The sequence below is a fragment of the Pseudomonas sp. S5D5 genome (assembly GCF_003013355.1).
Lineage (GTDB): Bacteria > Pseudomonadota > Gammaproteobacteria > Pseudomonadales > Pseudomonadaceae > Aquipseudomonas > Aquipseudomonas aylmerensis.
Genome location: NZ_PTEO01000002.1, coordinates 1 through 21,112 on the forward strand (window position 1 = coordinate 1; position 21,112 = coordinate 21,112).

34 protein-coding genes are annotated in these 21,112 nt (G+C 58.9%); 26 read left to right on the plus strand and 8 right to left on the minus strand.

Features of this window, described 5'->3' with window-relative positions; translation table 11 throughout:
• The first annotated feature begins 30 nt into the window (after positions 1 to 30).
• The 5 genes from C9990_RS31780 (at position 31) to C9990_RS31800 (ending at position 3,120) form a co-directional block, all read left to right on the plus strand.
• Complete coding sequence (locus C9990_RS31780; protein WP_256595172.1) at positions 31 to 585, plus strand: phage tail protein; 555 nt, start codon at positions 31 to 33, stop codon at positions 583 to 585.
• 301 nt (positions 586 to 886) lie between these two features.
• Positions 887 to 1,249, plus strand: a complete 363-nt coding sequence (locus tag C9990_RS31785; protein WP_157955111.1) for a hypothetical protein — start codon at positions 887 to 889, stop codon at positions 1,247 to 1,249.
• A 605-nt stretch (positions 1,250 to 1,854) separates the two neighbouring features.
• The gene (locus C9990_RS31790) at positions 1,855 to 2,067 is read left to right on the plus strand and encodes a tail fiber assembly protein (protein WP_256595165.1); all 213 of its coding nucleotides are present in this window, start codon (positions 1,855 to 1,857) and stop codon (positions 2,065 to 2,067) included.
• Positions 2,068 to 2,157: 90 nt separating this feature from the next.
• Positions 2,158 to 2,586 carry a hypothetical protein gene (locus C9990_RS31795; protein WP_106805738.1) on the plus strand — a complete coding sequence of 143 codons (429 nt, stop codon included), beginning with the start codon at positions 2,158 to 2,160 and terminating at the stop codon, positions 2,584 to 2,586.
• 351 nt (positions 2,587 to 2,937) lie between these two features.
• Positions 2,938 to 3,120: a hypothetical protein gene (locus C9990_RS31800; protein WP_106805739.1), complete on the plus strand. Its 183-nt coding sequence runs from the start codon at positions 2,938 to 2,940 to the stop codon at positions 3,118 to 3,120.
• Between the two features lie 425 nt (positions 3,121 to 3,545).
• Here the strand turns inward: C9990_RS31800 and C9990_RS32395 are convergent, their stop codons facing one another.
• A complete protein-coding gene (locus C9990_RS32395) occupies positions 3,546 to 3,848 on the minus strand; it encodes a hypothetical protein (RefSeq protein WP_157955112.1) in 303 nt (100 codons plus the stop codon).
• Between the two features lie 34 nt (positions 3,849 to 3,882).
• Between C9990_RS32395 and C9990_RS31810 the strand changes: the two genes are divergently transcribed.
• The 8 genes from C9990_RS31810 (at position 3,883) to C9990_RS31845 (ending at position 9,421) form a co-directional block, all read left to right on the plus strand.
• A complete protein-coding gene (locus C9990_RS31810) occupies positions 3,883 to 4,371 on the plus strand; it encodes a hypothetical protein (protein WP_106805741.1) in 489 nt (162 codons plus the stop codon).
• Positions 4,372 to 5,150: 779 nt separating this feature from the next.
• On the plus strand, positions 5,151 to 5,447 hold the full coding sequence (locus tag C9990_RS31815; RefSeq protein ID WP_157955113.1) for a hypothetical protein: 297 nt from the start codon (positions 5,151 to 5,153) through the stop codon (positions 5,445 to 5,447).
• Positions 5,448 to 5,502: 55 nt separating this feature from the next.
• On the plus strand, positions 5,503 to 5,907 hold the full coding sequence (locus tag C9990_RS31820; protein ID WP_106805743.1) for a hypothetical protein: 405 nt from the start codon (positions 5,503 to 5,505) through the stop codon (positions 5,905 to 5,907).
• Between the two features lie 358 nt (positions 5,908 to 6,265).
• On the plus strand, positions 6,266 to 7,900 hold the full coding sequence (locus tag C9990_RS31825) for a KlcB family protein (RefSeq protein ID WP_106805744.1): 1,635 nt from the start codon (positions 6,266 to 6,268) through the stop codon (positions 7,898 to 7,900).
• Positions 7,901 to 7,938: 38 nt separating this feature from the next.
• A complete protein-coding gene (locus tag C9990_RS31830; protein WP_106805745.1) occupies positions 7,939 to 8,184 on the plus strand; it encodes a hypothetical protein in 246 nt (81 codons plus the stop codon).
• A gap of 19 nt (positions 8,185 to 8,203) precedes the next feature.
• Complete coding sequence (locus C9990_RS31835) at positions 8,204 to 8,449, plus strand: hypothetical protein (RefSeq protein ID WP_106805746.1); 246 nt, start codon at positions 8,204 to 8,206, stop codon at positions 8,447 to 8,449.
• A gap of 523 nt (positions 8,450 to 8,972) precedes the next feature.
• Positions 8,973 to 9,173: a hypothetical protein gene (locus C9990_RS31840; RefSeq protein ID WP_177410386.1), complete on the plus strand. Its 201-nt coding sequence runs from the start codon at positions 8,973 to 8,975 to the stop codon at positions 9,171 to 9,173.
• On the plus strand, positions 9,170 to 9,421 hold the full coding sequence (locus C9990_RS31845) for a hypothetical protein (RefSeq protein WP_106805748.1): 252 nt from the start codon (positions 9,170 to 9,172) through the stop codon (positions 9,419 to 9,421). Before C9990_RS31840 ends, C9990_RS31845 begins: the two co-directional genes overlap by 4 nt.
• Here the strand turns inward: C9990_RS31845 and C9990_RS31850 are convergent.
• The 6 genes from C9990_RS31850 to C9990_RS31870 all read right to left on the minus strand — a co-directional run bounded on the left by C9990_RS31850 (position 9,405) and on the right by C9990_RS31870 (position 12,234).
• Positions 9,405 to 9,614, minus strand: a complete 210-nt coding sequence (locus tag C9990_RS31850) for a hypothetical protein (RefSeq protein ID WP_106805749.1) — start codon at positions 9,612 to 9,614, stop codon at positions 9,405 to 9,407. The two genes, C9990_RS31845 and C9990_RS31850, sit on opposite strands and share 17 nt — an antisense overlap.
• Before the next feature lie 393 nt (positions 9,615 to 10,007).
• Positions 10,008 to 10,364, minus strand: coding sequence for a hypothetical protein (locus C9990_RS32890; protein ID WP_256595166.1), 357 nt, complete (start codon positions 10,362 to 10,364; stop codon positions 10,008 to 10,010).
• Positions 10,365 to 10,774: 410 nt separating this feature from the next.
• Positions 10,775 to 11,191: a LuxR C-terminal-related transcriptional regulator gene (locus C9990_RS31860; RefSeq protein WP_106805750.1), complete on the minus strand. Its 417-nt coding sequence runs from the start codon at positions 11,189 to 11,191 to the stop codon at positions 10,775 to 10,777.
• A gap of 76 nt (positions 11,192 to 11,267) precedes the next feature.
• Entirely contained in the window at positions 11,268 to 11,474 is a 207-nt protein-coding gene (locus C9990_RS32400; RefSeq protein ID WP_157955114.1) for a hypothetical protein, read from the minus strand.
• A gap of 95 nt (positions 11,475 to 11,569) precedes the next feature.
• Entirely contained in the window at positions 11,570 to 11,881 is a 312-nt protein-coding gene (locus C9990_RS31865) for a helix-turn-helix transcriptional regulator (protein ID WP_371920721.1), read from the minus strand.
• A 152-nt stretch (positions 11,882 to 12,033) separates the two neighbouring features.
• Positions 12,034 to 12,234: a helix-turn-helix domain-containing protein gene (locus C9990_RS31870; protein ID WP_106805752.1), complete on the minus strand. Its 201-nt coding sequence runs from the start codon at positions 12,232 to 12,234 to the stop codon at positions 12,034 to 12,036.
• Positions 12,235 to 12,403: 169 nt separating this feature from the next.
• On the opposite strand from C9990_RS31870, the gene C9990_RS31875 reads away from it, so the two are divergent.
• From C9990_RS31875 to C9990_RS31920, 8 genes are all read left to right on the plus strand, one after another.
• Complete coding sequence (locus C9990_RS31875) at positions 12,404 to 12,667, plus strand: hypothetical protein (RefSeq protein WP_106805753.1); 264 nt, start codon at positions 12,404 to 12,406, stop codon at positions 12,665 to 12,667.
• 363 nt (positions 12,668 to 13,030) lie between these two features.
• On the plus strand, positions 13,031 to 13,225 hold the full coding sequence (locus tag C9990_RS32405; protein ID WP_157955115.1) for a hypothetical protein: 195 nt from the start codon (positions 13,031 to 13,033) through the stop codon (positions 13,223 to 13,225).
• A gap of 283 nt (positions 13,226 to 13,508) precedes the next feature.
• Positions 13,509 to 13,904, plus strand: a complete 396-nt coding sequence (locus C9990_RS31885) for a hypothetical protein (RefSeq protein ID WP_157955116.1) — start codon at positions 13,509 to 13,511, stop codon at positions 13,902 to 13,904.
• The gene (locus C9990_RS31890; protein WP_106805756.1) at positions 13,904 to 14,332 is read left to right on the plus strand and encodes a hypothetical protein; all 429 of its coding nucleotides are present in this window, start codon (positions 13,904 to 13,906) and stop codon (positions 14,330 to 14,332) included. The genes C9990_RS31885 and C9990_RS31890 overlap by 1 nt, the downstream gene beginning before the upstream one ends.
• A 534-nt stretch (positions 14,333 to 14,866) precedes the next feature.
• Positions 14,867 to 15,994 carry a site-specific integrase gene (locus C9990_RS31900; protein ID WP_106805758.1) on the plus strand — a complete coding sequence of 376 codons (1,128 nt, stop codon included), beginning with the start codon at positions 14,867 to 14,869 and terminating at the stop codon, positions 15,992 to 15,994.
• A 319-nt stretch (positions 15,995 to 16,313) separates the two neighbouring features.
• Entirely contained in the window at positions 16,314 to 16,763 is a 450-nt protein-coding gene (locus tag C9990_RS31910) for a hypothetical protein (RefSeq protein WP_106805760.1), read from the plus strand.
• Positions 16,764 to 16,936: 173 nt separating this feature from the next.
• Positions 16,937 to 17,191 carry a hypothetical protein gene (locus tag C9990_RS31915; RefSeq protein WP_106805761.1) on the plus strand — a complete coding sequence of 85 codons (255 nt, stop codon included), beginning with the start codon at positions 16,937 to 16,939 and terminating at the stop codon, positions 17,189 to 17,191.
• Positions 17,188 to 17,676, plus strand: a complete 489-nt coding sequence (locus tag C9990_RS31920; RefSeq protein WP_106805762.1) for a lysozyme — start codon at positions 17,188 to 17,190, stop codon at positions 17,674 to 17,676. Before C9990_RS31915 ends, C9990_RS31920 begins: the two co-directional genes overlap by 4 nt.
• Before the next feature lie 17 nt (positions 17,677 to 17,693).
• On the opposite strand, the gene C9990_RS32895 is transcribed toward C9990_RS31920, so the two are convergent.
• On the minus strand, positions 17,694 to 17,816 hold the full coding sequence (locus C9990_RS32895) for a hypothetical protein (RefSeq protein WP_256595167.1): 123 nt from the start codon (positions 17,814 to 17,816) through the stop codon (positions 17,694 to 17,696).
• Here C9990_RS32895 and C9990_RS31925 point away from each other — a divergent pair.
• The 5 genes from C9990_RS31925 (at position 17,815) to C9990_RS32560 (ending at position 21,108) form a co-directional block, all read left to right on the plus strand.
• Positions 17,815 to 18,267 carry a hypothetical protein gene (locus tag C9990_RS31925; RefSeq protein ID WP_106805763.1) on the plus strand — a complete coding sequence of 151 codons (453 nt, stop codon included), beginning with the start codon at positions 17,815 to 17,817 and terminating at the stop codon, positions 18,265 to 18,267. The genes C9990_RS32895 and C9990_RS31925 overlap by 2 nt on opposite strands.
• 134 nt (positions 18,268 to 18,401) lie before the next feature.
• A complete protein-coding gene (locus tag C9990_RS31930) occupies positions 18,402 to 18,728 on the plus strand; it encodes an HNH endonuclease (protein ID WP_256595174.1) in 327 nt (108 codons plus the stop codon).
• A 171-nt stretch (positions 18,729 to 18,899) separates the two neighbouring features.
• The gene (locus C9990_RS31935; RefSeq protein WP_218277286.1) at positions 18,900 to 19,367 is read left to right on the plus strand and encodes a phage terminase small subunit P27 family; all 468 of its coding nucleotides are present in this window, start codon (positions 18,900 to 18,902) and stop codon (positions 19,365 to 19,367) included.
• An 8-nt stretch (positions 19,368 to 19,375) separates the two neighbouring features.
• Positions 19,376 to 20,929 carry a terminase large subunit gene (locus C9990_RS31940; protein WP_218277287.1) on the plus strand — a complete coding sequence of 518 codons (1,554 nt, stop codon included), beginning with the start codon at positions 19,376 to 19,378 and terminating at the stop codon, positions 20,927 to 20,929.
• Positions 20,930 to 20,952: 23 nt separating this feature from the next.
• The gene (locus C9990_RS32560) at positions 20,953 to 21,108 is read left to right on the plus strand and encodes a hypothetical protein (RefSeq protein ID WP_218277288.1); all 156 of its coding nucleotides are present in this window, start codon (positions 20,953 to 20,955) and stop codon (positions 21,106 to 21,108) included.
• Positions 21,109 to 21,112 lie beyond the last annotated feature (4 nt).

Sequence of the window (21,112 nt, forward strand, 5' to 3'; positions counted from 1 at the left end):
GGGATCTGCTGTCACTGACGAATCTTGAACGTGATCATGGGCGGTGGTTATGTCCCGGATGAGAACGAAAACGGACAGCTTCTGCAGGCGATTAAAGAGATCATCGCCGATAACATTCCGCCCGAAAAAGTGCGCACGACTCTCGCCGAGTACGGGATCACGGACGCCTATACCAAGGCGGTCACGTACACAAAGGAAGAGATCGAAGCCAAGCTCAAGAACCTGTCAGCGCTGCCCGTGGGAGCTATGGTGCCGTTCCCGCGAGGGACTGTGCCGGCTGGCTTCCTTGAAGCAAACGGCGACTCCTTCAACCCGGATACCTATCCAGATTTGGCCGCCTATTTGGGGGGGAATACGCTCCCTGATACTCGCGGCGAATTCCTTCGCGGCTGGGACCATGGGGCGGGGTGGATGCCGGGCGCGCAATTGCCTCTATTCAGCTCGATAGTCTGCAAGGCTTTCGCGTGGAGTCGATGCGGGGTAAGGCCGGCACATCCTGGGGTAACGATGATGGCGGAGCTGGTGATCCAGCGTGGGGCCCGCCGATGGGCTCAGCCACTCAGGGTACAAGACCCCGTAACTTAACGGGCGCTTTCGTAAGTGATGGCGTGAACGGCACCCCACGGATAGGCAGTGAGACGCGAGCCCGCAACTTGGCGGTGATGTGGTGCATCAAAGTTTGGAATGCACCAGTCAACCAAGGAAACATTGACGTTGCGGCGCTTGAAGCAGAAGTGGCGCGGATGCGCTCTCTGGTGATCACGACCACCACAAAAAGCTATTTGTTTCATCTACGGGGGTCAGCGCAGTCGTCTCGCTCAAGGCTGAAAAGCTGATCATCGGTAACGGTGCTGCTACGAAGGCAGTAACGCAAGTCGATCTATCCGTGAACATGACGGCGTCTGGTTTGGGTGGCCTGGATACGGGTGTGGTTGCTGCGTCGAGCTGTTACGGCATTTGGGTTGCATCAAACGGTGCAAACACGGCCGCCATTGCAGCGCTAATGCCGGTATTGCAAGGGGCGCTTACGCTCGGCTCGCCGGTAATTACTGGCCTCGCTAGTACCGCTTCAATGCGTGCTGGCATGCAGTTCTCTAGCGCGTTTTTCCCGTGGGGTGTGACGATCAAGTCGATTGACTCGGCGAGTCAAATCACTGCCAGCCAATCGGCGCTGGCGACGGTAGCAGCGGATAACCTGCGGTTTGTGTACGAGCCGATTGCCTGCGGGTTATGTGGCGAGCCGCTTTAGTGCGCTGTTTACTGATGCCACGGCAAGCAAGTTTCCTCTTGCGTATACACAGGTTGATAAGTGGATTCTCTACCGCCCTGGCGCTGGAACCAACATTGTCAACTTGCCGTTGCTTGCGAGTGGAGTGCAGGGAGCTACAGCGCAGCCGCCGACGTTCGTGCCGGTTGCTGTTGGGGCGTTGGTGCCGCCTACGGCCTCTAAAGTGAAGTTCACTGTATGGGGGCATGTCGGGAATACATCAGTTATCGCCGCGCCAAATCCTGGCCATTATGGAATTACAAGCGTTCCTGCAGGTGCCTCTCCGCTGCACATAAGTGATTCCGCCGCCGCGCACAACGCAGAAACAGGCGAAATCACTATTGAGCGTGGGTACATGTATTACGCGTCTGGTGCTACTTACTCGGGTCTTGCGTGCAATGGATATGAGGACAATATATGAGTGGCTTTGCTGTTCGTAACGATGGTGAGTTGGGGTGGCGGGCAATCACCAGTATTGAGGAACTGTTCCCCAATGAGGTTTTTTCAGCGGTTGAGCCTTTGCCGGTGTCTGAACCTGAGCCAAGTATTGAGGAGTTGAGCGCCAAGGCCAGGGAGCAGCGGACAAGTTGCTGACCATCGCCGCAAACCGCATGGGACCGCTGCAAGACGCTGTAGACATCGGTCGCGCTACCGACGGCGATGTTGCGCAGCTGACGCTGTGGAAGGGCTACCGGGTCGACCTCAACCGGATTGAGCAGCAGGAGGGCTTCCCGGCCGAAATTCAGTGGCCGCTATCGCCGATGAGCAGCCGGCACCTGAGCCTGAGCCTGAGCCGGTAGAAACGCCGGTAGAAACGCCGGCTGAAACGCCGACCGAATAACGCCCCGCACTGACGGGGCGTTTTCTTTTTCACTATCTGAGGTTTACCCATGCTGTCGCATATCCTGCGCGCTGCTTTGCAGTGGGCGTTGTTTCTCCCGTTACGCGTAACGCTGATCCTACTGGGCTTTCTGGTGGTGCCCTTGGCGCTGCCATTCATGACCATTGAAAATCCGCCCATCGCCTTCACCCAGGCGCCTGGCTACTGGGGGCTTGGCCGTCTGCCGGCGTGGGCCTGGCTGTGGTCCAACGACCGCGACGGCGCCCTGGGCGATAAGCGCGGCTGGTGGCATATGAACACGCCGTTCGACCTGGGCGCCTATCACTGGTTCTCTCAGTTCTGGTGGCTGGCTATCCGCAATCCTGCGAACAAATGCGTTTCTGCCCCTGGTTCAGCTGTCCGGTGGCCGAGTGCGACTACCGCTATTGGGGCTCTGAGGTGGTCAAGGATCGCCCAGGGCAGGGAGGGCGGCGCCTGATTTTGGCTACGCACAAGACAACCGGCCGCCTACTACGGTTTCTACGGGGTGTGGCAGTGGTCGGCCACGCGTGCCCTGGTGATTCAGATTGGCTTCAAGCCAGAGCCAAGCGACTGGAAAGAGGACTACAGCGCCGATCCAACCGCGCAGTGGAAGGGCCTCACGTTTGAGGTAAATCCCTGGAAAGGCATCTAGGCCTATCCGACAAAGGGTCGGCCAGGCGCCGGCCCGCGTCGGGTACAGTGCGCGCGCCGCGCAATATCGTCAGGCCACCACTGTTTATCTATCCAGTATTGGGCGATTCTAGATAGAATCGCCGCACTTGAATGACTGCTGTAGGAAGGAGCCCCTATGTCTGATACACCCTCTGCAAACCCTTTGATCAAAAGTGACCAAGCGTCTACTATCGACGCGATTAATCAGTACGTTGCGTGGTTGTGTATTCAGAAGGGCAACGACGACACGGCGCACCCAGGCGAGGCGCTGCAACTGGAGACGTTGCGGCAGGCGCTTGTTTCGCTTAAGAAAGTGTAAATTTACACTAATTGTGGACGACCAAAGACTGGCGCGTTATTCTGAGCGCCGTCAGCCCCTTGGGGGCACAGCAGTTACGAAGAAATTAGAAATTTTTAGGCAGGCTTAAAAAAGAAAACCCCCGACCTTGGCGGGACGGGGGCTTCTGGTGATCGGCACAAACGGCTTCTCAACCTGGCAGGTAGAAGTCTATTAGCTGATCACCGCATAAGCAAGCCCTAGCTCTATAGGGATGTTTGGATGATTGGCGAAGCCTCAGTAGAAGGCCGCCCCTGCATTATGTGGGGGCGCATAGATTTTCAGCCCCTGGCCCGCGCCCTGCGCCGGGTTCTGGTTGCCGGTAGCTCCCTGTGAGGTCCGTTAGCCAGCTGCTGCCCGGTTCCGTAGAGGCCGCCGCATACGCCGGCCTGTCTGACATCCCTGAGCTACTGCCAAAGCGCAAAAAACTGCCCCTGCGTGACCGCACGGGCCAGCAGCGCCGCCAAACTGGCGTCACCGTCGATCAAGCGCGCATGTTTGGCGGCTTGTTCAGCAAGACCATTGCCCGCGTTCACGAAGAAGCCGACAAGCGCGAGGGGAAGTACCTGCGCCGCTTTGACGATATCAACGACTCCCGCACCTATCAGCAGCGCTGGGACGCCCTGGCCGAACTGATCGGCCCGCTGTGCGCACGCCTTGACCTGGCGCAACTGGTCGTCGGTTGGCTGGATAAGAATGGCAAGATGCACGTTAACCGCCAGCAAGCTATGCGAGGATTCAGGGGTGCGCGAGTGGACCCTATCGCGCCTGCTGAGCGACCTTGAGCGCGCCGGCTATGTGCGCCGCAAATTTCGCCGGATCTTTCACAAGGGTACGAAGTGGATAACGCGCGTGACGATTCACGTGCGCCGCCGCTTCTTTATCGACTTAGGGTTGGGCCATGAGCTGGCCGACGCACAGACCCGTAAGCGCGTAGAGCGCCGCACCGTGCTGGGTGTAGCTCAAGACACTCGCAAAGCCGCCTTTACCAAAGAACAGGCCGCAGCTAAGGTCCGCAAGGACTCCCACGAAGGCGCCCAGCGCGCTGCCCGGCGCAAGAAGCAGGAACAGCAGGGCGTCAACAAGCTGGAATATAAACGGGCCTGGACAGCGGCCTGGGTGGAGTTCGCGCAGGCTCGCCCCAACCTTGCTGGCAGGCAGCGTTCCGAAGCGTTCGCCCGCGAATACCCGCACTTCGCCGTCCACCCCGACAGCACCGACAGCCTCCCATAGCCTCTCTCAGACTGCACCGCCTCCCGGCGGTGCCTTCGCACGTCTGTATCCCGCCAAAGCCCTTGCCGGCGCGCCCAGGCCCACATATCCCCCCTCAAAACTCCCGATCTACCCCCGCGCTGAGCAATTTCCTGCCCGAAAATCGAAGGCATGCGCCGGCCAGGCGCCAGGCTTTTAAATATCTGCAAGATTAGGCGTTCACTGGTACCGAAGGGCTTTTAAAGATCCGCTTTAAAGCTCATAAACCGTGCCAACTGTGCATGTCTGACTGGCGTAGTAAGAATGCCTGCCCACTTCGCGCCTGGAGGCGCGGGGCAAGGAAACAGCTCTGCGCTAGTGGTGCCGCCGTTCCGTCAGCGAGGCGCCTTCCAGTCGCTGTGGGACGTTCTACGGCTGCGCACGACTCAAGACCTCCTTGCGTCCCTTCGCTCCTTCACGCGCCGGCTACGCCCAGTCGGTCGCGCAAGCGCTCCAGTGATCAATACGAGGGGTTCGCTTACGGTATTTGCATGGCTTCAAGCGCCGTAGCGCCTGCGTGAGCGGTTTGCGGATGATCTGCAGGGCGTGGCCGCCCTGCAGGGGTTGCGCTGCCCGTGTGCCTTCTGGTGCGTTAGCAGAGATTCCGCCGGCATGGCCGGCATTCTAAGTATTCGCATCGCGCCAATAACGAAATAACGAATTGACGAAATAACGAAACACAAATAAGGTTCATCCCAAGGCCGGGCATTACGCCAAGGCCGCTATCCGGGTATGAACCGATGACTAGGCAAGAACCGCACGTGGTCGCGTTGAAGGCGGCATTTTTTGAGCGTTACGCAATCCAACTTAATGCACGTATTGCCGGGGGATCGCGCGATTGCCTGGTACTGGCAGTGCCGGAGTTTCGTAAAAGGGCCGAGATAGACAGGTCGCAGTTGATAAGCATCGGAATTTGGCTTGAAGCTCAAGGCTTTTTTGTGCGAGGATTACGGCCGTGTAGGCCTGCTGGCTTCGCCCTCTGGCTGGACCTGCTGGAACGCTGGGGTATCCGTCAAAGTAAGGTATTGCCCCAGGCATTTAACGAAATAACGAAATAACGATTTAACGAAATACCGCCGGCACTGCCGGCGGTTTAGCATTGGAGGCTGATGGATGTTTGCGTTGTTACTGCGTGATGGGTCGCGCGAGGAAATAGAGGCTTCGGATTTTTGGGAAGCTATGCGCGCGGCGCTGCGTTTCGATGCGGCCCAGCTGGAGGTGTCTGGTGATTCGCCGCGGTTGATGACGGCCGAGCAGGTACGCCATGAACTTGCCCTGGATCGCCCTGGGCTGTTCGATTCGTATGCCCGACTGGCTGCCACCACCGCCGCCGAGTTTCGCGAGTTGTTGCGAGTGGCTGACTTATCGGGGAGTGAGGCCGGCATGCTGGTTGGGGTCGAGTCGCGGAAGATTCGCAAGTGGGCAGGTGGAGAAGGGGAGCCGCCGTATGCCGTATGGCGCCTGCTCAGCATCTATGCTGGCCTGGCAAGCGCACCACGATTTCAGCCGCCGAACTGATCGTTTAACGAATTAACGAATTAACGAATTGACGAAATAACGAATTGGTTTTAAAGTCTGCTCCAAGGCCGGGGACTCACCCAAGGCCGCACCCCGGAGCAGACCCGATGACGACTACGCAACTGGCGGCCCGCATGCAAAAAGCGGCCGATCAAACTCCCCACCCCCCGCCTCATTGAAGCTGTCCAGCACCTGGGCGGTGCCATCTTGCCGCCTGTTGAAAATATGGTTCGCGTAGCGCTTTTGACTGCCTATGAAGCACGTGCCGGCGGCAAGGCCATGGATGCATTGATGGATGAAATTGGACTTTAAGCCTTGTTGCCCCGGCCAGTCCGGGGCTGTTGACGGAGCCGCCAAAATGGCCAAGAAGAAAGCCCCCGCCCAGGAACTGCCGCTGGAGCAGCAGCCGCTGTTCCTCAAGACTCTTGAGTTTCTGCCAGATGATCGCGGCGAGCTGGAGCAGCTGGCCGCTGACATGCTGCAGCTGTTCAATGACGCGATGATCGCGGCCAGTGCGCGCGATATCGAAACGTCAGCGCTTCGGTATAACGCCGTGGTCTACCGGCTCCACGGCAATACGTTCATGGGTAGTGGCACGAAGGATGGGGCCGGGGGCCAGCTGTGCAAGAAATTGGCCGCGCCTGCAGGCGTGGTGCCTGGCTGGGGGCAAGCCGGGGAGTACTTGCTAGAGGTCGAAGGCATGCGCCTGCGGGTGGTGGTTGACCCCTGGGGCATGAGCGGCACGTACAGCCTGAGCTTTTACGCCGTGGATGCTTCGGCCAAATTCATCAGCGAGACCGGCTACCTTAGCCAGTTCCTGCACCCTGATAAGCATGTGGGGCAAACCTTCGGCCAGGCGGTGCGCGGCCTTGTGGAGCAGCTGCTGCAGGGTGAGTTCAAGCCGAAGGCCATCCGCGAGGATGAGCGCGCTAAGGTTTCGGTACCGGCGTGGCTTGTGCCGGCGCTGCAAGGCGTTACGCGTAACGGGCAATTGAATATGCCGCTGTCGGGTGAGCCGCAGTTGTCGGAGTCGGTCAAGAAAGTGCCGATGAGCAACGCCGAGCGGCAGCAGCTGCTACGGCAGCGCCGCAAGGAGCGCGCGCAATCCGAAGGCCTTAAGCTTATCCCGCTGACTCGCACGGACCGCATGGTGCTGAGCCTGGGCCTGTTGGCCCATGAGGATCTGGATCATCGGCCAAAGGATTGGGTCACCAGCAAGAAGCCGGGCTTTGATGCATTGCTGACCAAGCTATGGCCCGAAGGTGATAACGGGCGCTACCTGGCTGAGCCGAACCGTAGCACTTACCGGCCTACCGCGTTCCTGCGCGATGAGCTGGAGCGGCAAAGGGTGATGGTTCAGCGTCTGCAGGATCAGAACAGCGCCCTGCGTGCAGGTGAGCCGGTTGCCGGCCAGGTGATCGTGTCCGCTGATGACCCGGACAACTGGACGCGCACCGTGCAGCTGACGCGGGATGAAGATTCGCTGATGGCGTGGGCTTTCAGTGTGTTTTTCACCGCGCGCGCCGATCTTGATCACCTAAAGTCGCCTTTGGTGCTGGAGAACTTAGAGACGATATTCCAGGGCTGCCCCTTCTGGACCGAAGAATTTAAAGCCAAGCTTGATCAGGATCAGGGAATAATCAACGGCAACAAGCGTCGGGATAAAGAGGCTAAACGCGGCTGGCAGTGCTACGAGGACGAACGCAAACAGAACGTTCAGCTGTTCAAAGAGCGCGCCGCTGATCGTGCGGAAATCAAGCGCCTGCAGGAAGCGCTGCAGCAAATCGCCCAGGAGGTGACCGGCGCACCAGCTGCAGCCGCGACACCGAGCAACATCGAGGCGAAGTTGCGTGAGCAAATCGCCGGCCTGCAGGATCAGAATGTACTAGAGGTGGCTGATCGAGGCCGCGCGTTTGAGGCGGTGGCCGTGCTGCAGGCGCGCCTAAAGAGGGCCGGTCTGCCCAGTGACTACCGCAAGCAGCCTGGTGAATAAGCCAGGCGTTACCCATAACGAACAGAAGGGAAGCGCACATGACCGAGACCCCGAAAACCCCAAGCCTGGCCGACTGGCAGGCGCTGTATGACGACAAGGCCGCCCTGGTCAAGTCGCCGGAGGCGCAGCAGTTCGCCCTGAACGAGCTGGCCGAGGCGCTGTGCGCCCAGGGCGTAATCACGGCCGACGAGCTGCCCGACTTGATCGAGCAGGCCGACGCGGCCTATCAATGGGGTGTTGAAGAACAGCTGAGCGCTGAACTCAATGCGCCTGACGTGAACTGAACAGAAAGGAACCCCCGCTATGCCGATGATCCAGATTGAACAAGACAGCCCCGAGACGCTGGCCAAGGCGCGTGCGCGCCATGACCACATGACCAGCCAACTGCGCCGGTTCGCCGATAACTCGTCGTTACAATACGGCTGCGCCATGCATGAGGCTGGCTATCTGGCGGCGCTGCTGATACATGGACTGATCAGTAACGCGATGTATGAACAACTGACCGCCGAGCTGGAGCAGGTGCGCGCCAAGTTCGACGCCGAAGGGTAGGGGCGCGCGTTACCAATAACGCCGCTTATGTTCAAAAGGGGGGTACACCGAGCCAGGGTGTGGCCCCCTTTTTTTATGCCCTCGGTTGCCACACCCCCCTAGACTGGTCTACCACACCCCCTATTCTGGTTTTACGCACTGACACCCCCGCACTCGAAATGGACCCGCGCCATGCCGTTACCCGTCACGTCTTCCTATGAAATGCGCCTGAGCGCCCTACGCAGCTATGCCCCCGAGGTGGCCGAACTGGCCGCGCGCGTCGCCCAGGTGGTGAAGCCAGAAGCCCTGGCGCAACCTGTCAGCGCCTTGGAAAGCGATCTGTTCGACCACCTGCAGCCGGTCGGCCAGCAAACAGGCGCGCAGCGTCAATCGCTTGGGCGTGTGGCTTTACAGCCTGGTACATGGCCAAGCCCTGCAGCACGCCGAAGCGGCCGTGTTCCTGGCCGAAGCGGCCAACCACGGCGGGCCGTCAGGTATTGCAGAATGAGCGCCGAAGCGCTGGCAGGGGTGCCACTCCCGCCTGGTGCGCGAGCATGCGCTAAAGCACCTGGCTCGCATCGAGCGGGCCGAGGATCTGCAGGAAGTCAGCCTGGCCCTGGAGCGCGCCGAAGGCTACGGCGAAGGTCTGGAGGTGATCCGGGCGCTTAATCCGGCGGATCTGGAGGCGCTGTATGTGGCCTTCGACAATGCCGCCACGGCTCGCCGCGAGGTACTGACGGCATGATCGGCGAGGCGATACAGCTGGATTCCCTGGCGCACCTGGTGGCCCAACACGCCATCCGTGAAGCCGTAGTCGGCCGGGTCAAAGGGGATAACGCGCAGTGGACGCTCTCTGTACGCCTGGGCGGCCCCACGGCGCGCCTGGTGCCCGTGCGCAGCCGGCGCGAGCCCCTGAGGATCTGGACCAGCTTAAAAGCCGTGGTGAAGTTTGCCGACAAGGTGGGGATCACCAGTTTCAGTGTGGAGCTGTGACTACACGCCCTGGGCGCGCGGCTTTGTCCAGGGCTTCGGCGAGGATCTGCGCGGCCGTACTGAGCGAGCTATAACGGCGGGCCAGCTCCAGTTCGGGGGTGCTGGACGTGGTGCGCTGGTACTCGGCGTGCATCGTGCGGAAATCCTGCAGCGTCTGCAGCTCAAACGGGGATAGGTCGAGGGTCACTTGCATGCGGTGTCCTGGGCGGTGATCGAGGCCGCCAGTGTTACCCGTCACGCAGGCATAAAAAAGCCCCGCCAGGTGCGGGGCTGGGTGTAGCCGATGAGCTATTAGCGGCTTCCCTTAGATTCTTTAAGCAGTGCAAACCCTTGGCAGCACGTCGACCATGCTCATTTTGTGCATGGCGGCGAACATCTTAAGGTCGTGCTTGAACTGAGCATCCACCTTGAAGTTGGCAGTTACTAGCTCTTCTGGTGCTGCTTGGTGCGTATGCCCTGCCTTTGTTAGCGCTTCGGCAGCCAAGGGGAAGCCGGCGCGGTGCCCTTGGTATTGTTTCGACGGGGTGGCTTAGGGGCGGCGACTGTCATTGTTGAGTTTCCTTTAATTCGTTAATTCGTCAATTCGTTACTTTGATTGTAGCTCAATCGCTCGCTTGATAATTGAGGAAATAAGGCGCTCCGCCTGGGTTCGCAGGCCTCTGTGCGACACCTCTATCACCGACAAGCCAACATCCATGGCGCGGCTATAGCTGACCTTTTGCGGCAGATGACCGTCCAGTACGTGATAGGGTTTCTGGCTCAAATATTCCTGTGCCTCTTCCAGTTCGGCCACGCTGTCACCTACGTGATTCAAAGCAAACGCTATGCGCTCAATAGGTATGCCGTGCTTATGGTGCAATGCATCGGCAAGCTTTACTGCAGGATCTAGGTCATCCAGCGAAAGGCCGGTAGGGATCACTAAAAGGTCGCAGGCTTCGGCCATTTCCGCCGTGTCTTTGCTGGCACGCGCGCACCGTCGAAGATCATCACGTCATAGTTGTCAGCCTGGGCCAAGGCGTGTGCGACAGAGCCAAACTGCTCTACGTCTATTTGCGGCAGGTGTCCGCGCTGCAGGCGGCGCTGCCAGATAGCTGGTAGATTGGTTCAGGTCAAAATCTGCGATCTTCACCGACCATTCATTTTGCGCGAACCCAACCCCCGTGCCGCGCGCGTCTGTGGATTTGCCAGGTCCACCTTTCTGAGTTGCAAAGCCTACGATCAATGCCATGTTGAGAAATTTCCTGTTCGTTATTTCGTCAATTCGTTAATTCGTTAACGCAGGCGAGTATAGGCCGGCCTTATCGCGACATCAAGAAAATAACGAATTAACGATTTAACGAAATAACGAAAGGATTAGACGTAGAAAGCTTGCCGGCATGGAGGGCCGCCCGCTGAGGCGGGAGAAGTGCGCACGCTGCGCGAGAACTCGGTGAGGGTTCGGCTGCGACGCTGGGAGCGCGGCCGGTTGAAGTCAGTGTCGACCTCAAGCACTGCAATAACGCACAGCATCAGGCATAGGGCCTGCGGGACTAGAACGCCCAGGGTAAAGCCGCGCGTGATCATGTGAGCTTTGTTCTTGGCGCCCAGCTTGCTCAAGATGTTCCGTTCAACCATGCGCATACCGATATCGTCCAGCTGCAGTTCCTCGGCGATCATCGGAGTAGCAAAACCCTCGGCGGTTTTGACCAGAACGAACAGTTCTTTATCTGTCAGGTTCTGGCCCGGGTAGCCGATCACTTCGTCGCCGTGGATCTGGACGCACGCATTCATGGGGGACGCTTCTTGCGAGGGGGGAGGACGGTATTAGTGGCTAGAAAGATCGAGGTGCAAGGCATCCACCTGACGCTTAAGCATGCGAGTAGGTCGCCATTGCTTCCATGCTGTCGATGGTGACGTGACCTTGATCGATGGCATACAGGGCCATGGCTTGCATGCTTGAGGCCAAAGAAGAAACCTCTCTCAATGCCACAACGCGGCGCTGTTGGACTATAAGCGCGCCGCTGGAGTTGGCTGGAGGTTGGCTGTTTGGAGAGGAAACTACGCTGCCTTGCATGGGGGTTAACCTGTCATTCCTGAATTGGCGTGGCATGTTACACTTAAAGTGTAAATTGCAGCAATAAAAAAGCCCTCGATCTAAGGGCTCTTTCACTACCTGTCGTGGGAAATTCGGACGACTCGGCCGACGATATCAAGCTGCTCCAGTTCCTCACGTGTCAGTTTGGTATCAGGGTACTGCTGAGAATCTGATGCTTTAAGGGTAAAGGTGTTGTTCATCTCGGGGCATATCCAGCGAATCCATATTGTGTCCGCCACGACTATGCCAAATAGGTCAGCACCTCGCACCGCGACCTGATCGCCATCAAGTAGCACTTCGGCCCCTTCAGCGATAAGCGGCGCCATGCTGCTATCAATTTGCTTAATGCATAGCAGCTTGTTCCGGTTCAGCCCCCGGCTTTCGATGTACTCAAGGCTGAAAGCGTGTTGTCCGTGACTTGCGACAGGATAAGCAGCCCTTTTTTAGTCGAGATATTAGGGGGATGGCCGTCACATAGTTTGAAGTTACGGCGGCTTAGCTGTCGTTGTCTGTGTACCCCTGGAGCCATGCAGGGGTCTTACCAAACAGTTTGGGCAAGCAGCACCACCTGATCGACTGGCGGCATGCGTAGGCCCAGCTCCCAATTGGAATAGCGGGAGTAAGCAATGGGAGTACCAGAGAGGTCTGTGAGACGTTTTGCTGTCTCTTCAAGTGTCCAGCCTGTGGCCGCTCGACAATCTTTAAGCCGCTGGGACACAACTTTTATCAATTCAGACATGCGCAATCTCTCATAGGGCGCCGTGAGGTTTCACGCCTTGGCAGTTGTTTAATACTAGCGTCTATCTGGTGAAATATACACTTTAAGTGTAGAGGGCGGCAAAAAAAGCTTGAGAAATGGGACACGGTCGAAATAGACTTACACTAATCGTGTAAAAGGAAGTCTATCCGTGGAACTAAACAAGTGGATTGAAAACATAGGCGGCGTAGAGCTGGCGGGCAAGCTAAGTCCTGCTGGTATCCAGGCTGTTGCCAGTCTACTGGGTGAAAAGCCACGGACTGTGTTGTCTTGGTATCGCCAAGAACGCATCCCGTCATTTGCAGCCGGCTGCAACATCATCATCAAGTCAAGAAAGGCAGTCGACTGGAACGGAATCTACAGCCCGTTTGCCGTCAATCTGCTTAAGGTCGGTAAAGAAAATGCCGGCGCTTAACTTGCCTTCCGCTTTCTCGGCCTCGGCCGTCGCGCGGCGCATTGAAGGCCGTTACGGCCTTGCCGGCTTCGCTCGACTGATCAAGCTTCTAGAAATTCTGGCCTCTAGTGACACTGCTTCTGGCGGAATTGTTCCCCTTCCCGCAGCGATTGGCGTGATGCCCTGGGCGTCTCTGACGATGAGCTGTACGACTTCCTTGGCGCCCTTATGCGGTCCGGCTGGCTCTCTTTCTCCGAGGGTGACGAGCCAGGCGCGCCCCTAGTGGTGGTTTTCAGCCAGGCGGACGACTACTTGCCCCAGGCTGAGCCACTTCTTTTTACGTCGCCTGAGCAGTGGGTTTTCTGGTGTGAGACAGAGTTGAACATGCGCCGTGAAGTGACCGGCGATCCCCTGACCCTCGGGCTGTTTCGTCGCTGGTGTGCATCGAACGTTACGGTAACGGAAATGCATCAGGCCTGCGAAGAAGCGGCCCCGCATCACTCCGAACTAACGCCGGGCGTACTGCACGCGCAGCTGCAGGCCGTGCGCCGCGCGCGACTGGATAAAGCCCGCGCCTGATCATGGCCAGGTATTCGCAATCCCCCAAGCATTGCCGCTGCAGAGTGCGCAAGTGCGGGGCTCGCTTCAAGGGCACGCCTGACGTAACGGGTTGCCCGGCCTGCAACCGTCCAGGGCGCCTGGACAAGTGGGCCCAGTCAAGGCCCTGGCGGGCCAAGACTTGCCACTGTGATGCATATCCGTTTTACCACCGCCAAGGCGGCGGGCTTTGTAATGGCCCCCGCGTCTGGCCCGCCATGCCCGGCATTGCCGGCTTACCGTTTTGATGGGAGCAACAAACAGCATGATTCTTATTGGTTTGACCGGCGGTAAGCCTGAGCAACGCAGGGAAATTGCCGAACGTCTGGAGCGTTTTGGCGGTAGCCGCTTGCGCACCTGGGCGGGCACTGATGTGCGCCGAGGTGCGCGGGTGCGTGACTTGGTTATCGCGCTCAATGATTCGACCAGCAATAAGTCCTTGGGCGGCCTGGTGATTTACAACGTCATGACGCTGGATGAGGCCCAGGAAATCCGCCGCCGTGGCGGCGTTATCTGGCATGTCATGGGCGCGCCTTCGGAATCGGTGCCTATGGAACGTGAAGACCCGAAAGTCACGCATATGCAGGGCGGATGCCGGCACTTTCTCGACGCTATCGACGCGCTGAAAGAACACTTGCTGAGCATCGCTGAGGCTCACTGATGGCCGCCCCTGAAACCGCGCTGGACAAGCTGCTGCACGCCTGGGCGGCCTGGTCCTTTGGGGATATTGGGGGGCTTGGATCTGGCAGCACCATGCTTGCGCAGCTGATCGAAAAGAAAGGTGAAATTTTCTTTGGCGGCTCTACCGGTTCAAGCGGCCCCGCTGACGGTATCGAGGTGCGGATAGAGGCCGCCGTTATGGAAATGGCGGCGAAAAGCATTGATCAGGCTGACGTGCTGCGCCTGGAGTATGCCGCCGGTTGCTGGGAAGTCTGCAACCGTCGAAAGATCAAAGACTACGACCCCGGCACAGCCTCCCAACTGGATCGCGCGCGCGCTCTCGGGCTGAGCTGGAGAACCTACAAGCGACGCCTGGCGGCGGCGCGCGAAATGATCACTGAGAGGCTGGAAGCATATGCGAAGCGATGAAATAGCGCGGCTTGAGGCGCACTTACTGCAGGAGCAGCCGCGCTGCACAGAGTGCCAGGCCATACGACGCCTGGTCAGTCATACCGCTGACCTGCAGACGTTCGTCCTGGCCCTTGCGGACCATCACGCAGCCCCTGGGCCGTGCCCCGAAAAGACCGCTGAGCATTACCAGCTGATGAGCCGGGTCAAGGCTTTGGTTGATCAGATCGGCAGGCCAGCAATATCACCAGCAGTACCCGCCAAGGACTAACAGAGTCCGTATGCCACCTATTCCCATCCCTGTAGCTGCAGTGCGCCCGTCATTCGCATGGGTAGGGGATGGCTACGCCCGAAACGCGGCCTAGCGCTCTGACCAGTGGCTGGCCGCCTTGATTGGTTGCCAGACATGACCGACGCAAAAACCCTTCATATCAAGTTCACGGACGCCGAGCTGCGGCGCCTGGCTGAACAGTCCGTTACGCATAACGTGCGCGATCACCGGCACCCGCGCTGCACTTTCGCTTCGGGAAAGACAGGTCGCGCGGCTCTTGGCACGTGGTTCGCCATGTTGCCGGCAAGAGCCCTTCCCGAAAGCTGGGTAACTGGCCCGACATTTCCGCCAAGACGGCCATAGAGCTGTTGCCCAAGAAGCTGGCCGAGTTGACCGCTGACCCTTCGTCAATCGTTGCCGTTTCTTCCTGGGAGCGCGTTGAGGATCTGTTGCGCTGGTATGCCGATCGCATCGAGCGCACCCGTAAGCTGTCTTCAAAGTGGAAAGGTACTGTTCGCTCCCTGGTGGCCTGCCAGCTGCTGCCGCGTGTTGGCTCCCTTAGTCTGCAGATGGTCGACCGCCAGGCGCTCGATGATCGCTTGATATGGCCCATGCAGGAGGTGCGCAGCCTGGCCTATACCCGACAAGCGTTTGGGTTGATCAAGAAGGCATTCAAGCAAGCGGCCGGCCTCGACATGTTGAGCGTCAACCCACTGGCCGAAGTGGTGTTTTCTGACTTCATTGATACGCCCATTCGACCCAAGCCCTGTGCGCTTCGTCCTCACCAGTTGCCGGACCTGGTTAAGCGGTTGTCTGCAGAAGAAGTCCGTCAGACCAGCATGTGCATGCTGCCTTTGATGATGCTGTGTCACGCCACCAGAATCAGCGAAACCCGCCTGGCCAAATGGTCAAATCTAACCCTTGAAGGGGAGGGGGAATGGTTCCTGCCGGCGGCCGATACCAAGACCGATAACGATCATCGTCTACCCCTGACCCGGCACACCGTCGCACTTCTTAAAGCCTATCGAACCCGCCAGAAGCAGGCCGGGTATGCAGGCGTTTATCTGTTCCCGCGCGGTGATGGTGACCCCATCACGGATAACCAAGCCCAGGAAATTATTGCGTCCCTGACTGCAGGGGAGTGGACCAGTCACGACTTGCGAAAGATCGCCCGAAGCATGTGGCTTGACCTGGGCGTCGAGTACTTCATTGGCGAAATGCTGCTGAACCACGCCATGGACGACCTGCAGGCCGCATACATCCATACCCATGCTGAAACCCTCAAGCGTGACGCCCTGGAGCGCTGGCATCTGTGGCTTGAAGCGCAGGGCCTCTCTTTTTTTGCCGCCGAGACAGCGCCGAGACGCGCAGCAGTAGAGACGACCACCGAAACCAATAACGGCGCGGCTTAGAGCCCTGCCAGCCAATCCATTGCAAAGGAGGATTTTAGGATATGAGCAAGCAACCCGTTACCCTATTGGAGCTTAGTCAGGACGTTTTCGGTGGTGATCTGGCGGACCCCGGCCAACTGCCCCTGATGGCTGCTAGCTTGAACCACGCAATCGCTGTCACTGAGGTTCGGGAGTGGATCGAGGCTAGCCCATTGTCGGAGCTGAACTACACGCGGTTGCGGTGGATTCTGGTAGTCCTGCGCCGGTCGAGACTGCATAGGCCGGAGCCGGTCCGGACGGCTCTTACCTGGCGGGAGCGGATCACGGGGAGGCTGAACCCATGAGAGAGGTGATCGAGCAGCGAAGGTTCACCCGGGAAGAAATTTGCAAGGCCTTTAGCGTGCCCTCTGAGCTTTTGACTGTGACGGGTAACGCCAAAGTGAAGAAGGCGGGCACCAAGCGGCAGCAGCGGCGCCGGGAGCGCCTCAAGGAGCAAGGCGTAAAGGAAGTGACCGCAAAGCTTGGGCCTGGTCTTCTGGCCTTGCTCGATGAGTCCCGAACAATTCGCGGTGGGGTTGATGGCCCCTACGATGTAGAGGAATACATTGCCGCCCTGGTGCGCGAGGATGCCGCCAGGCTAAAGGGGCAAATAGCCGATGCGCAGCAGTATCCGTGCCGGCAATGCGGCAAGACGCTGCCAGATGGTTGTGGTGGGGCATTTAAGGGCGAATTGGCCTGCTTGCACACCCCGGCCGCGTGGAAACTACGCATTCCAACTGTAGACGCGTGACGGGTAACGCAGAGACCTATTTCGGTTGGACGCCGGATGGCGAGACGAGGCTGGCCCAGTTACGTATCGTTTTACCTATCGTGGCGTGTTTGCGTTCACGGCCCTAACAATCAATCACATACAAAGCCCCGGCGGGTGATCTGCCGGGGCTTTTTGCTGTCTGGAGCCCGCAAATGAACAGAATCAAACGGGCACGGCTCGCAATGGCGGCCCTTTTGATTGTGGTCGCGGCGGGTTGCCGGCGGGCCAGGGCTGAAACGGTTGAAAAGGCCCTGATGGTGCCGCCGGCCACATATGCCGGCGCTACTTTCTTTGGCGCGCCCGTCACCAGCCTGACGCAGTGGGTCATGTTCTTTTACGCGCTGTCCATGCTCGCCTGGCACATCAAAACCAAGTGGTTCAACAAGAAACAGGAGGCGGCCGGATGAAACTGCCGCGCGGTCTAGTGTTGCCGCTGGCAGCTGGCTTTATGCCGGTCCTGCTGGCCCTGGTGATGTTCTTCGAGGGCATCAGCTTAAAGGCGTATCAGGACGGTGCTGGAGTCTGGACGATCTGCTACGGCCACACTGCCGGCGTCCGGCCGGGTGATGCTGCGACACGCGCCCAGTGCGTGGCCTGGCTTCGCGAGGATCTGCAGATATCCATAGGGGCCGTCGACAAGCATCTGAAAGCCGATGTTGGTTGGCTGTGTCGCGTTGCCCATGTGGACTTCGCTTTTCAGATGGGCGAAACGAAGTATCGGCGCTCGACTCTGCTGGCTCGCTTCAATGCTGGTGACCGCTACGGCGCGCCGGATGAGTTCTTGCGGTGGGTCTACACCGGCGGCAAGGACTGCCGCCTGGCTGAGTCCAACTGCAGCGGTGTAGTAACCCGGCAGCAGGTAAGGCGAGAGCTTTGCCTTGCCGCGCCTTGATCAGTATCCAGCGGTACCTAATCCGCTTTGCTGATGGCCGTACAGCCACCGCCCTGGATATGGACGGTGAAGACCCTGCGGAAATCATTGTGTGGCTCGCCACCTTCTTTAAGCCCGGCCAAGTGCTGGAGGTTATCCATGTCGTTTAGTCCTTTGGTCGCCGCTGGTGGCCTTGTTGTCGTGTTGTCGCTTTGGGCCGTCGATCACACCACCCAGCTAAACAAACTGGCAATGAGTCAGAACGCGGATTTGCGCAAGTCAGTAGAGGCGTCCGAAGCGAATAACCAGCTTCTTAAGCGTGCGCTACTGAATCGTGAAGCCACGCTTACCGTGCTGGGCCTGATCCACGAGCGCACGCGATCCATCAACGCCGCGCTGGACGGCCAGACCGCCCAGCTAAATCGAAGCCTGACCGAGCTGAAACGCACCGATGAAAAGACCAACACTTATCTGGCTGGCCTTGTCCCTGGCCCTCTCGGGCTGCGCTACGCCAGGCCAGACACTACCGACCCAGTTGCCTACCGAGCCGGCGCCCTTGTCCTGCAGCCTGGTGCCGTGCCACCTGCCGGGCCGGCCAGCCCTGGTAAGTAATGAAGACTGGACCGTCGCGCTGGATGAGACGGAAGGCGCGTTAGTCCGCTGCGCCGTTCAGGTGCTGGACTGCATACAGATACAAGGAGCTGCCACCAATGCCGCCAAAGGCCAAGCGCCCGTGCCGTTCGCCAATGTGCCCGGGCAAGACCCGGGCCCCTAGCGGGTACTGCGAGCAGCACGCACACCTTGCCAGCGGCTGGGTCCAGCCCGGCCGAGGGACAGCCGAGCAGCGCGGGTATGGCTGGGAATGGCGCAAGAAGCGTGCGGCCGTCCTCAAGCGTGACCGTTACTTGTGCCAGTGCGAAGACTGCAAGGGTTGCACCCTTCCAGCATCAGAAGTTGACCACATAACACCTAAATCCATGGGTGGAAGTGACGATTTTTGCAATTTGCAGTCGCTAAACGTCGATTGCCACAAGGCTAAAACGCAAAGGGAAGCCATCGCCGCGCGCGTGTGAAATATTCGTCTATTTTCGTCGAAAAACGTTGACATGGCGGAAAAATGACGGGTCTGGAGGGGGGCGGGCAAAATCTCTGCAGCTTTTCGCCTTCTCCACCGATCGCCCAGCCTTTTACGCGCGACCGCGAAATTAAAAAATTCGTACTTTTGGAAAAATTGGGGGGTTCCTGTGGGCCGTCACGCCAAACCGACCGCCTTGAAAGTGATCCAGGGCAACCCTGGCAAGCGGAAACTGAACAAGAACGCGCCGTCTCCCGACGCGCTAACGCATGTGCCTGACCCGCCTGACTGGTTCGGCGAAATCGCGAAGAACATCTGGCGTCAGGTTGCGCCCTGGTTGATCGAGGCCAGGATTTTGACCGGCACTGACATGCACAACCTTGAGGCGTTTTGCATGGCATACCAGCGCTGGCGAGAGGCCCAGGACGACATCACCAAAAACGGGATCATCGTCATGGGCGCCAAGCAGGAAATCAAAAACCCTGCCTGCACTGTCTCCAACGAAACGCTACGCCAGATGGCCGCTTATGGCGGTGCGCTTGGACTTGATCCTGCAGCCCGGGCGCGCCTCAAGCCTGGCGGCGAACAGAAACCAGACAACCCCTTTACCGCACTGCGGGGAGGCAAAGCCGGATAAGACCCTCTATGGCCAGCTCACCAAACGTCAACGCGGCGAACAAGTACGCCCGCGACGTGGTGGCGGGCAAGATTGAAGCGTGTAAGTGGGTGCGCGCCGCCTGCAGGCGCCACCTGGACGACCTGGCGAAGTCCACTAAGAAGGGCTACCGCTGGAAGTTCGACAAGGCCGAGGCCGAGCGCGTCTGTGTCTTTATCCAGTTGCTGCCGCACACCAAGGGCAAGTGGGCCGGTAAGCGGCTGCTGATCACCCTGGAGCCGTGGCAGAAATTTATCTTCTGCTGCATTTTCGGGTGGCGATCCAAGCGCAATGGTCTGCGCCGCTTCCGTGAGGTGTATTGCGAGATTCCCCGCAAGAACGGCAAGAGCGTTATTGCGGCTGGCCTCGGGCTATTCATGTTCATTATGGATGGCGAGTTTGGCGCCGAGGTGTACTGCGGCGCGACGACAGAATACCAAGCGCTTGAGGTTTTCCGGCCGGCGAGTCGGATGCTCAAGAACACGCCGCAACTGATTGAGGAATGCGGCGCCGAGATAATGGTGATGAACCTTTCTCTGCCTGATGACGGCAGCCGGTTCGAGCCATTGGTTGGCGATCCTGGCGACGGTAGTTCGCCCAGCTGCGCCATTGTCGACGAGTATCACGAACACGTTTCGTCGGCGCTTTACGACACCATGATCACCGGCATGGGTGCCCGCGAGCATCCGCTGATGTTTGTGATCACAACGGCCGGCTACAACCTTGCCGGGCCTTGTTATGTCCAGCGGGGCCAGGTCAAGGACATGCTGCTGCACGCCCTGGGCGAAGGCGGCATAGAAAACGATGAGCTTTTCGGGATCATCTACACCATTGACGAGGGAGACGACTGGCAAGACCCGAAGGTGTTGCGCAAGGCCAACCCGAACTTTGGCGTGTCGGTCGATGATGAATACCTGTTGCGCATGCAGGCGAACGCCAAGCGTTACCCGTCACAGCTGAACAAATATCTAACCAAACATTTAAACGTGTGGGTTAGCTCCCGGTCGGCCTGGTTGAACATGTCGGACTGGGCGGCGTGCGGAAATCCTGAACTGACCCTGGAGCAATTCCGGGGCCGTAAATGCTGGATCGGGGTCGACCTGGCGAGCAAATCAGACATTACCGCTGTGGCCCTGGTGTTCAAGGACAAGGACGAGCGCGGCCGCGATGTGTGGACGGTGTTCTGCAGGTCGTACCTTCCCGAAGGCGCGATAGAGCGCGCGACCACGTTTAAGGATGCCTACGAAGGCTGGGTGGTGTCTGGCGATCTGCTGACCACAGACGGCGAGGAAACCGACTTTGATGTGGTGCGCGATGACATCAAAGACCTGGCCGAGATGTTCGACATTCAGGAAATCGCCTACGACAAGTGGCGCGCCACGCAACTGGCGCACCAGCTGCAGGCGGACGGCGCCGAGGTGGTCGAGGTCGGCGGCGGTATTCAGACCATGAATATGCCCATGCGGGAAGTTGAAGCGGCGCTGGTTTCGCGACGCTTCAATCACCCTGAAACGGTGTGCTGTCGTGGATGGCGGGGAACGTGACAACCAAGGAATACCGAGGCTGTTTGACCCCAATGAAGGAAGACGAAGGCAAGGGCAACTTGCGCAAGATCGACGGCATGGTCGCCATTCTGATGGGGATGAGCCGCGCAATGCTGGCCGACCAGGCGCCCGGCAGTCTTCTGAACAGCATGACTGACGATGACCTTTTAACCATGTGAGCCC

Coding starts and splice junctions, on each gene's coding strand:
- C9990_RS31795 (WP_106805738.1), top strand. CDS start 2,158: ATGCTGTCGCATATCCTGCGCGCTGCTTTGCAGTGGGCGTTGTTTCTC.
- C9990_RS31800 (WP_106805739.1), top strand. CDS start 2,938: ATGTCTGATACACCCTCTGCAAACCCTTTGATCAAAAGTGACCAAGCG.
- C9990_RS31820 (WP_106805743.1), top strand. CDS start 5,503: ATGTTTGCGTTGTTACTGCGTGATGGGTCGCGCGAGGAAATAGAGGCT.
- C9990_RS31825 (WP_106805744.1), top strand. CDS start 6,266: ATGGCCAAGAAGAAAGCCCCCGCCCAGGAACTGCCGCTGGAGCAGCAG.
- C9990_RS31830 (WP_106805745.1), top strand. CDS start 7,939: ATGACCGAGACCCCGAAAACCCCAAGCCTGGCCGACTGGCAGGCGCTG.
- C9990_RS31835 (WP_106805746.1), top strand. CDS start 8,204: ATGCCGATGATCCAGATTGAACAAGACAGCCCCGAGACGCTGGCCAAG.
- C9990_RS31845 (WP_106805748.1), top strand. CDS start 9,170: ATGATCGGCGAGGCGATACAGCTGGATTCCCTGGCGCACCTGGTGGCC.
- C9990_RS31850 (WP_106805749.1), bottom strand. CDS start 9,614: ATGCAAGTGACCCTCGACCTATCCCCGTTTGAGCTGCAGACGCTGCAG.
- C9990_RS32890 (WP_256595166.1), bottom strand. CDS start 10,364: ATGGCCGAAGCCTGCGACCTTTTAGTGATCCCTACCGGCCTTTCGCTG.
- C9990_RS31860 (WP_106805750.1), bottom strand. CDS start 11,191: ATGAATGCGTGCGTCCAGATCCACGGCGACGAAGTGATCGGCTACCCG.
- C9990_RS32400 (WP_157955114.1), bottom strand. CDS start 11,474: ATGCAAGGCAGCGTAGTTTCCTCTCCAAACAGCCAACCTCCAGCCAAC.
- C9990_RS31870 (WP_106805752.1), bottom strand. CDS start 12,234: ATGTCTGAATTGATAAAAGTTGTGTCCCAGCGGCTTAAAGATTGTCGA.
- C9990_RS32405 (WP_157955115.1), top strand. CDS start 13,031: ATGCGCCGTGAAGTGACCGGCGATCCCCTGACCCTCGGGCTGTTTCGT.
- C9990_RS31885 (WP_157955116.1), top strand. CDS start 13,509: ATGATTCTTATTGGTTTGACCGGCGGTAAGCCTGAGCAACGCAGGGAA.
- C9990_RS31890 (WP_106805756.1), top strand. CDS start 13,904: ATGGCCGCCCCTGAAACCGCGCTGGACAAGCTGCTGCACGCCTGGGCG.
- C9990_RS31910 (WP_106805760.1), top strand. CDS start 16,314: ATGAGAGAGGTGATCGAGCAGCGAAGGTTCACCCGGGAAGAAATTTGC.
- C9990_RS31915 (WP_106805761.1), top strand. CDS start 16,937: ATGAACAGAATCAAACGGGCACGGCTCGCAATGGCGGCCCTTTTGATT.
- C9990_RS31920 (WP_106805762.1), top strand. CDS start 17,188: ATGAAACTGCCGCGCGGTCTAGTGTTGCCGCTGGCAGCTGGCTTTATG.
- C9990_RS31925 (WP_106805763.1), top strand. CDS start 17,815: ATGTCGTTTAGTCCTTTGGTCGCCGCTGGTGGCCTTGTTGTCGTGTTG.
- C9990_RS32895 (WP_256595167.1), bottom strand. CDS start 17,816: ATGGATAACCTCCAGCACTTGGCCGGGCTTAAAGAAGGTGGCGAGCCA.
- C9990_RS31930 (WP_256595174.1), top strand. CDS start 18,402: ATGTGCCCGGGCAAGACCCGGGCCCCTAGCGGGTACTGCGAGCAGCAC.
- C9990_RS31940 (WP_218277287.1), top strand. CDS start 19,376: ATGGCCAGCTCACCAAACGTCAACGCGGCGAACAAGTACGCCCGCGAC.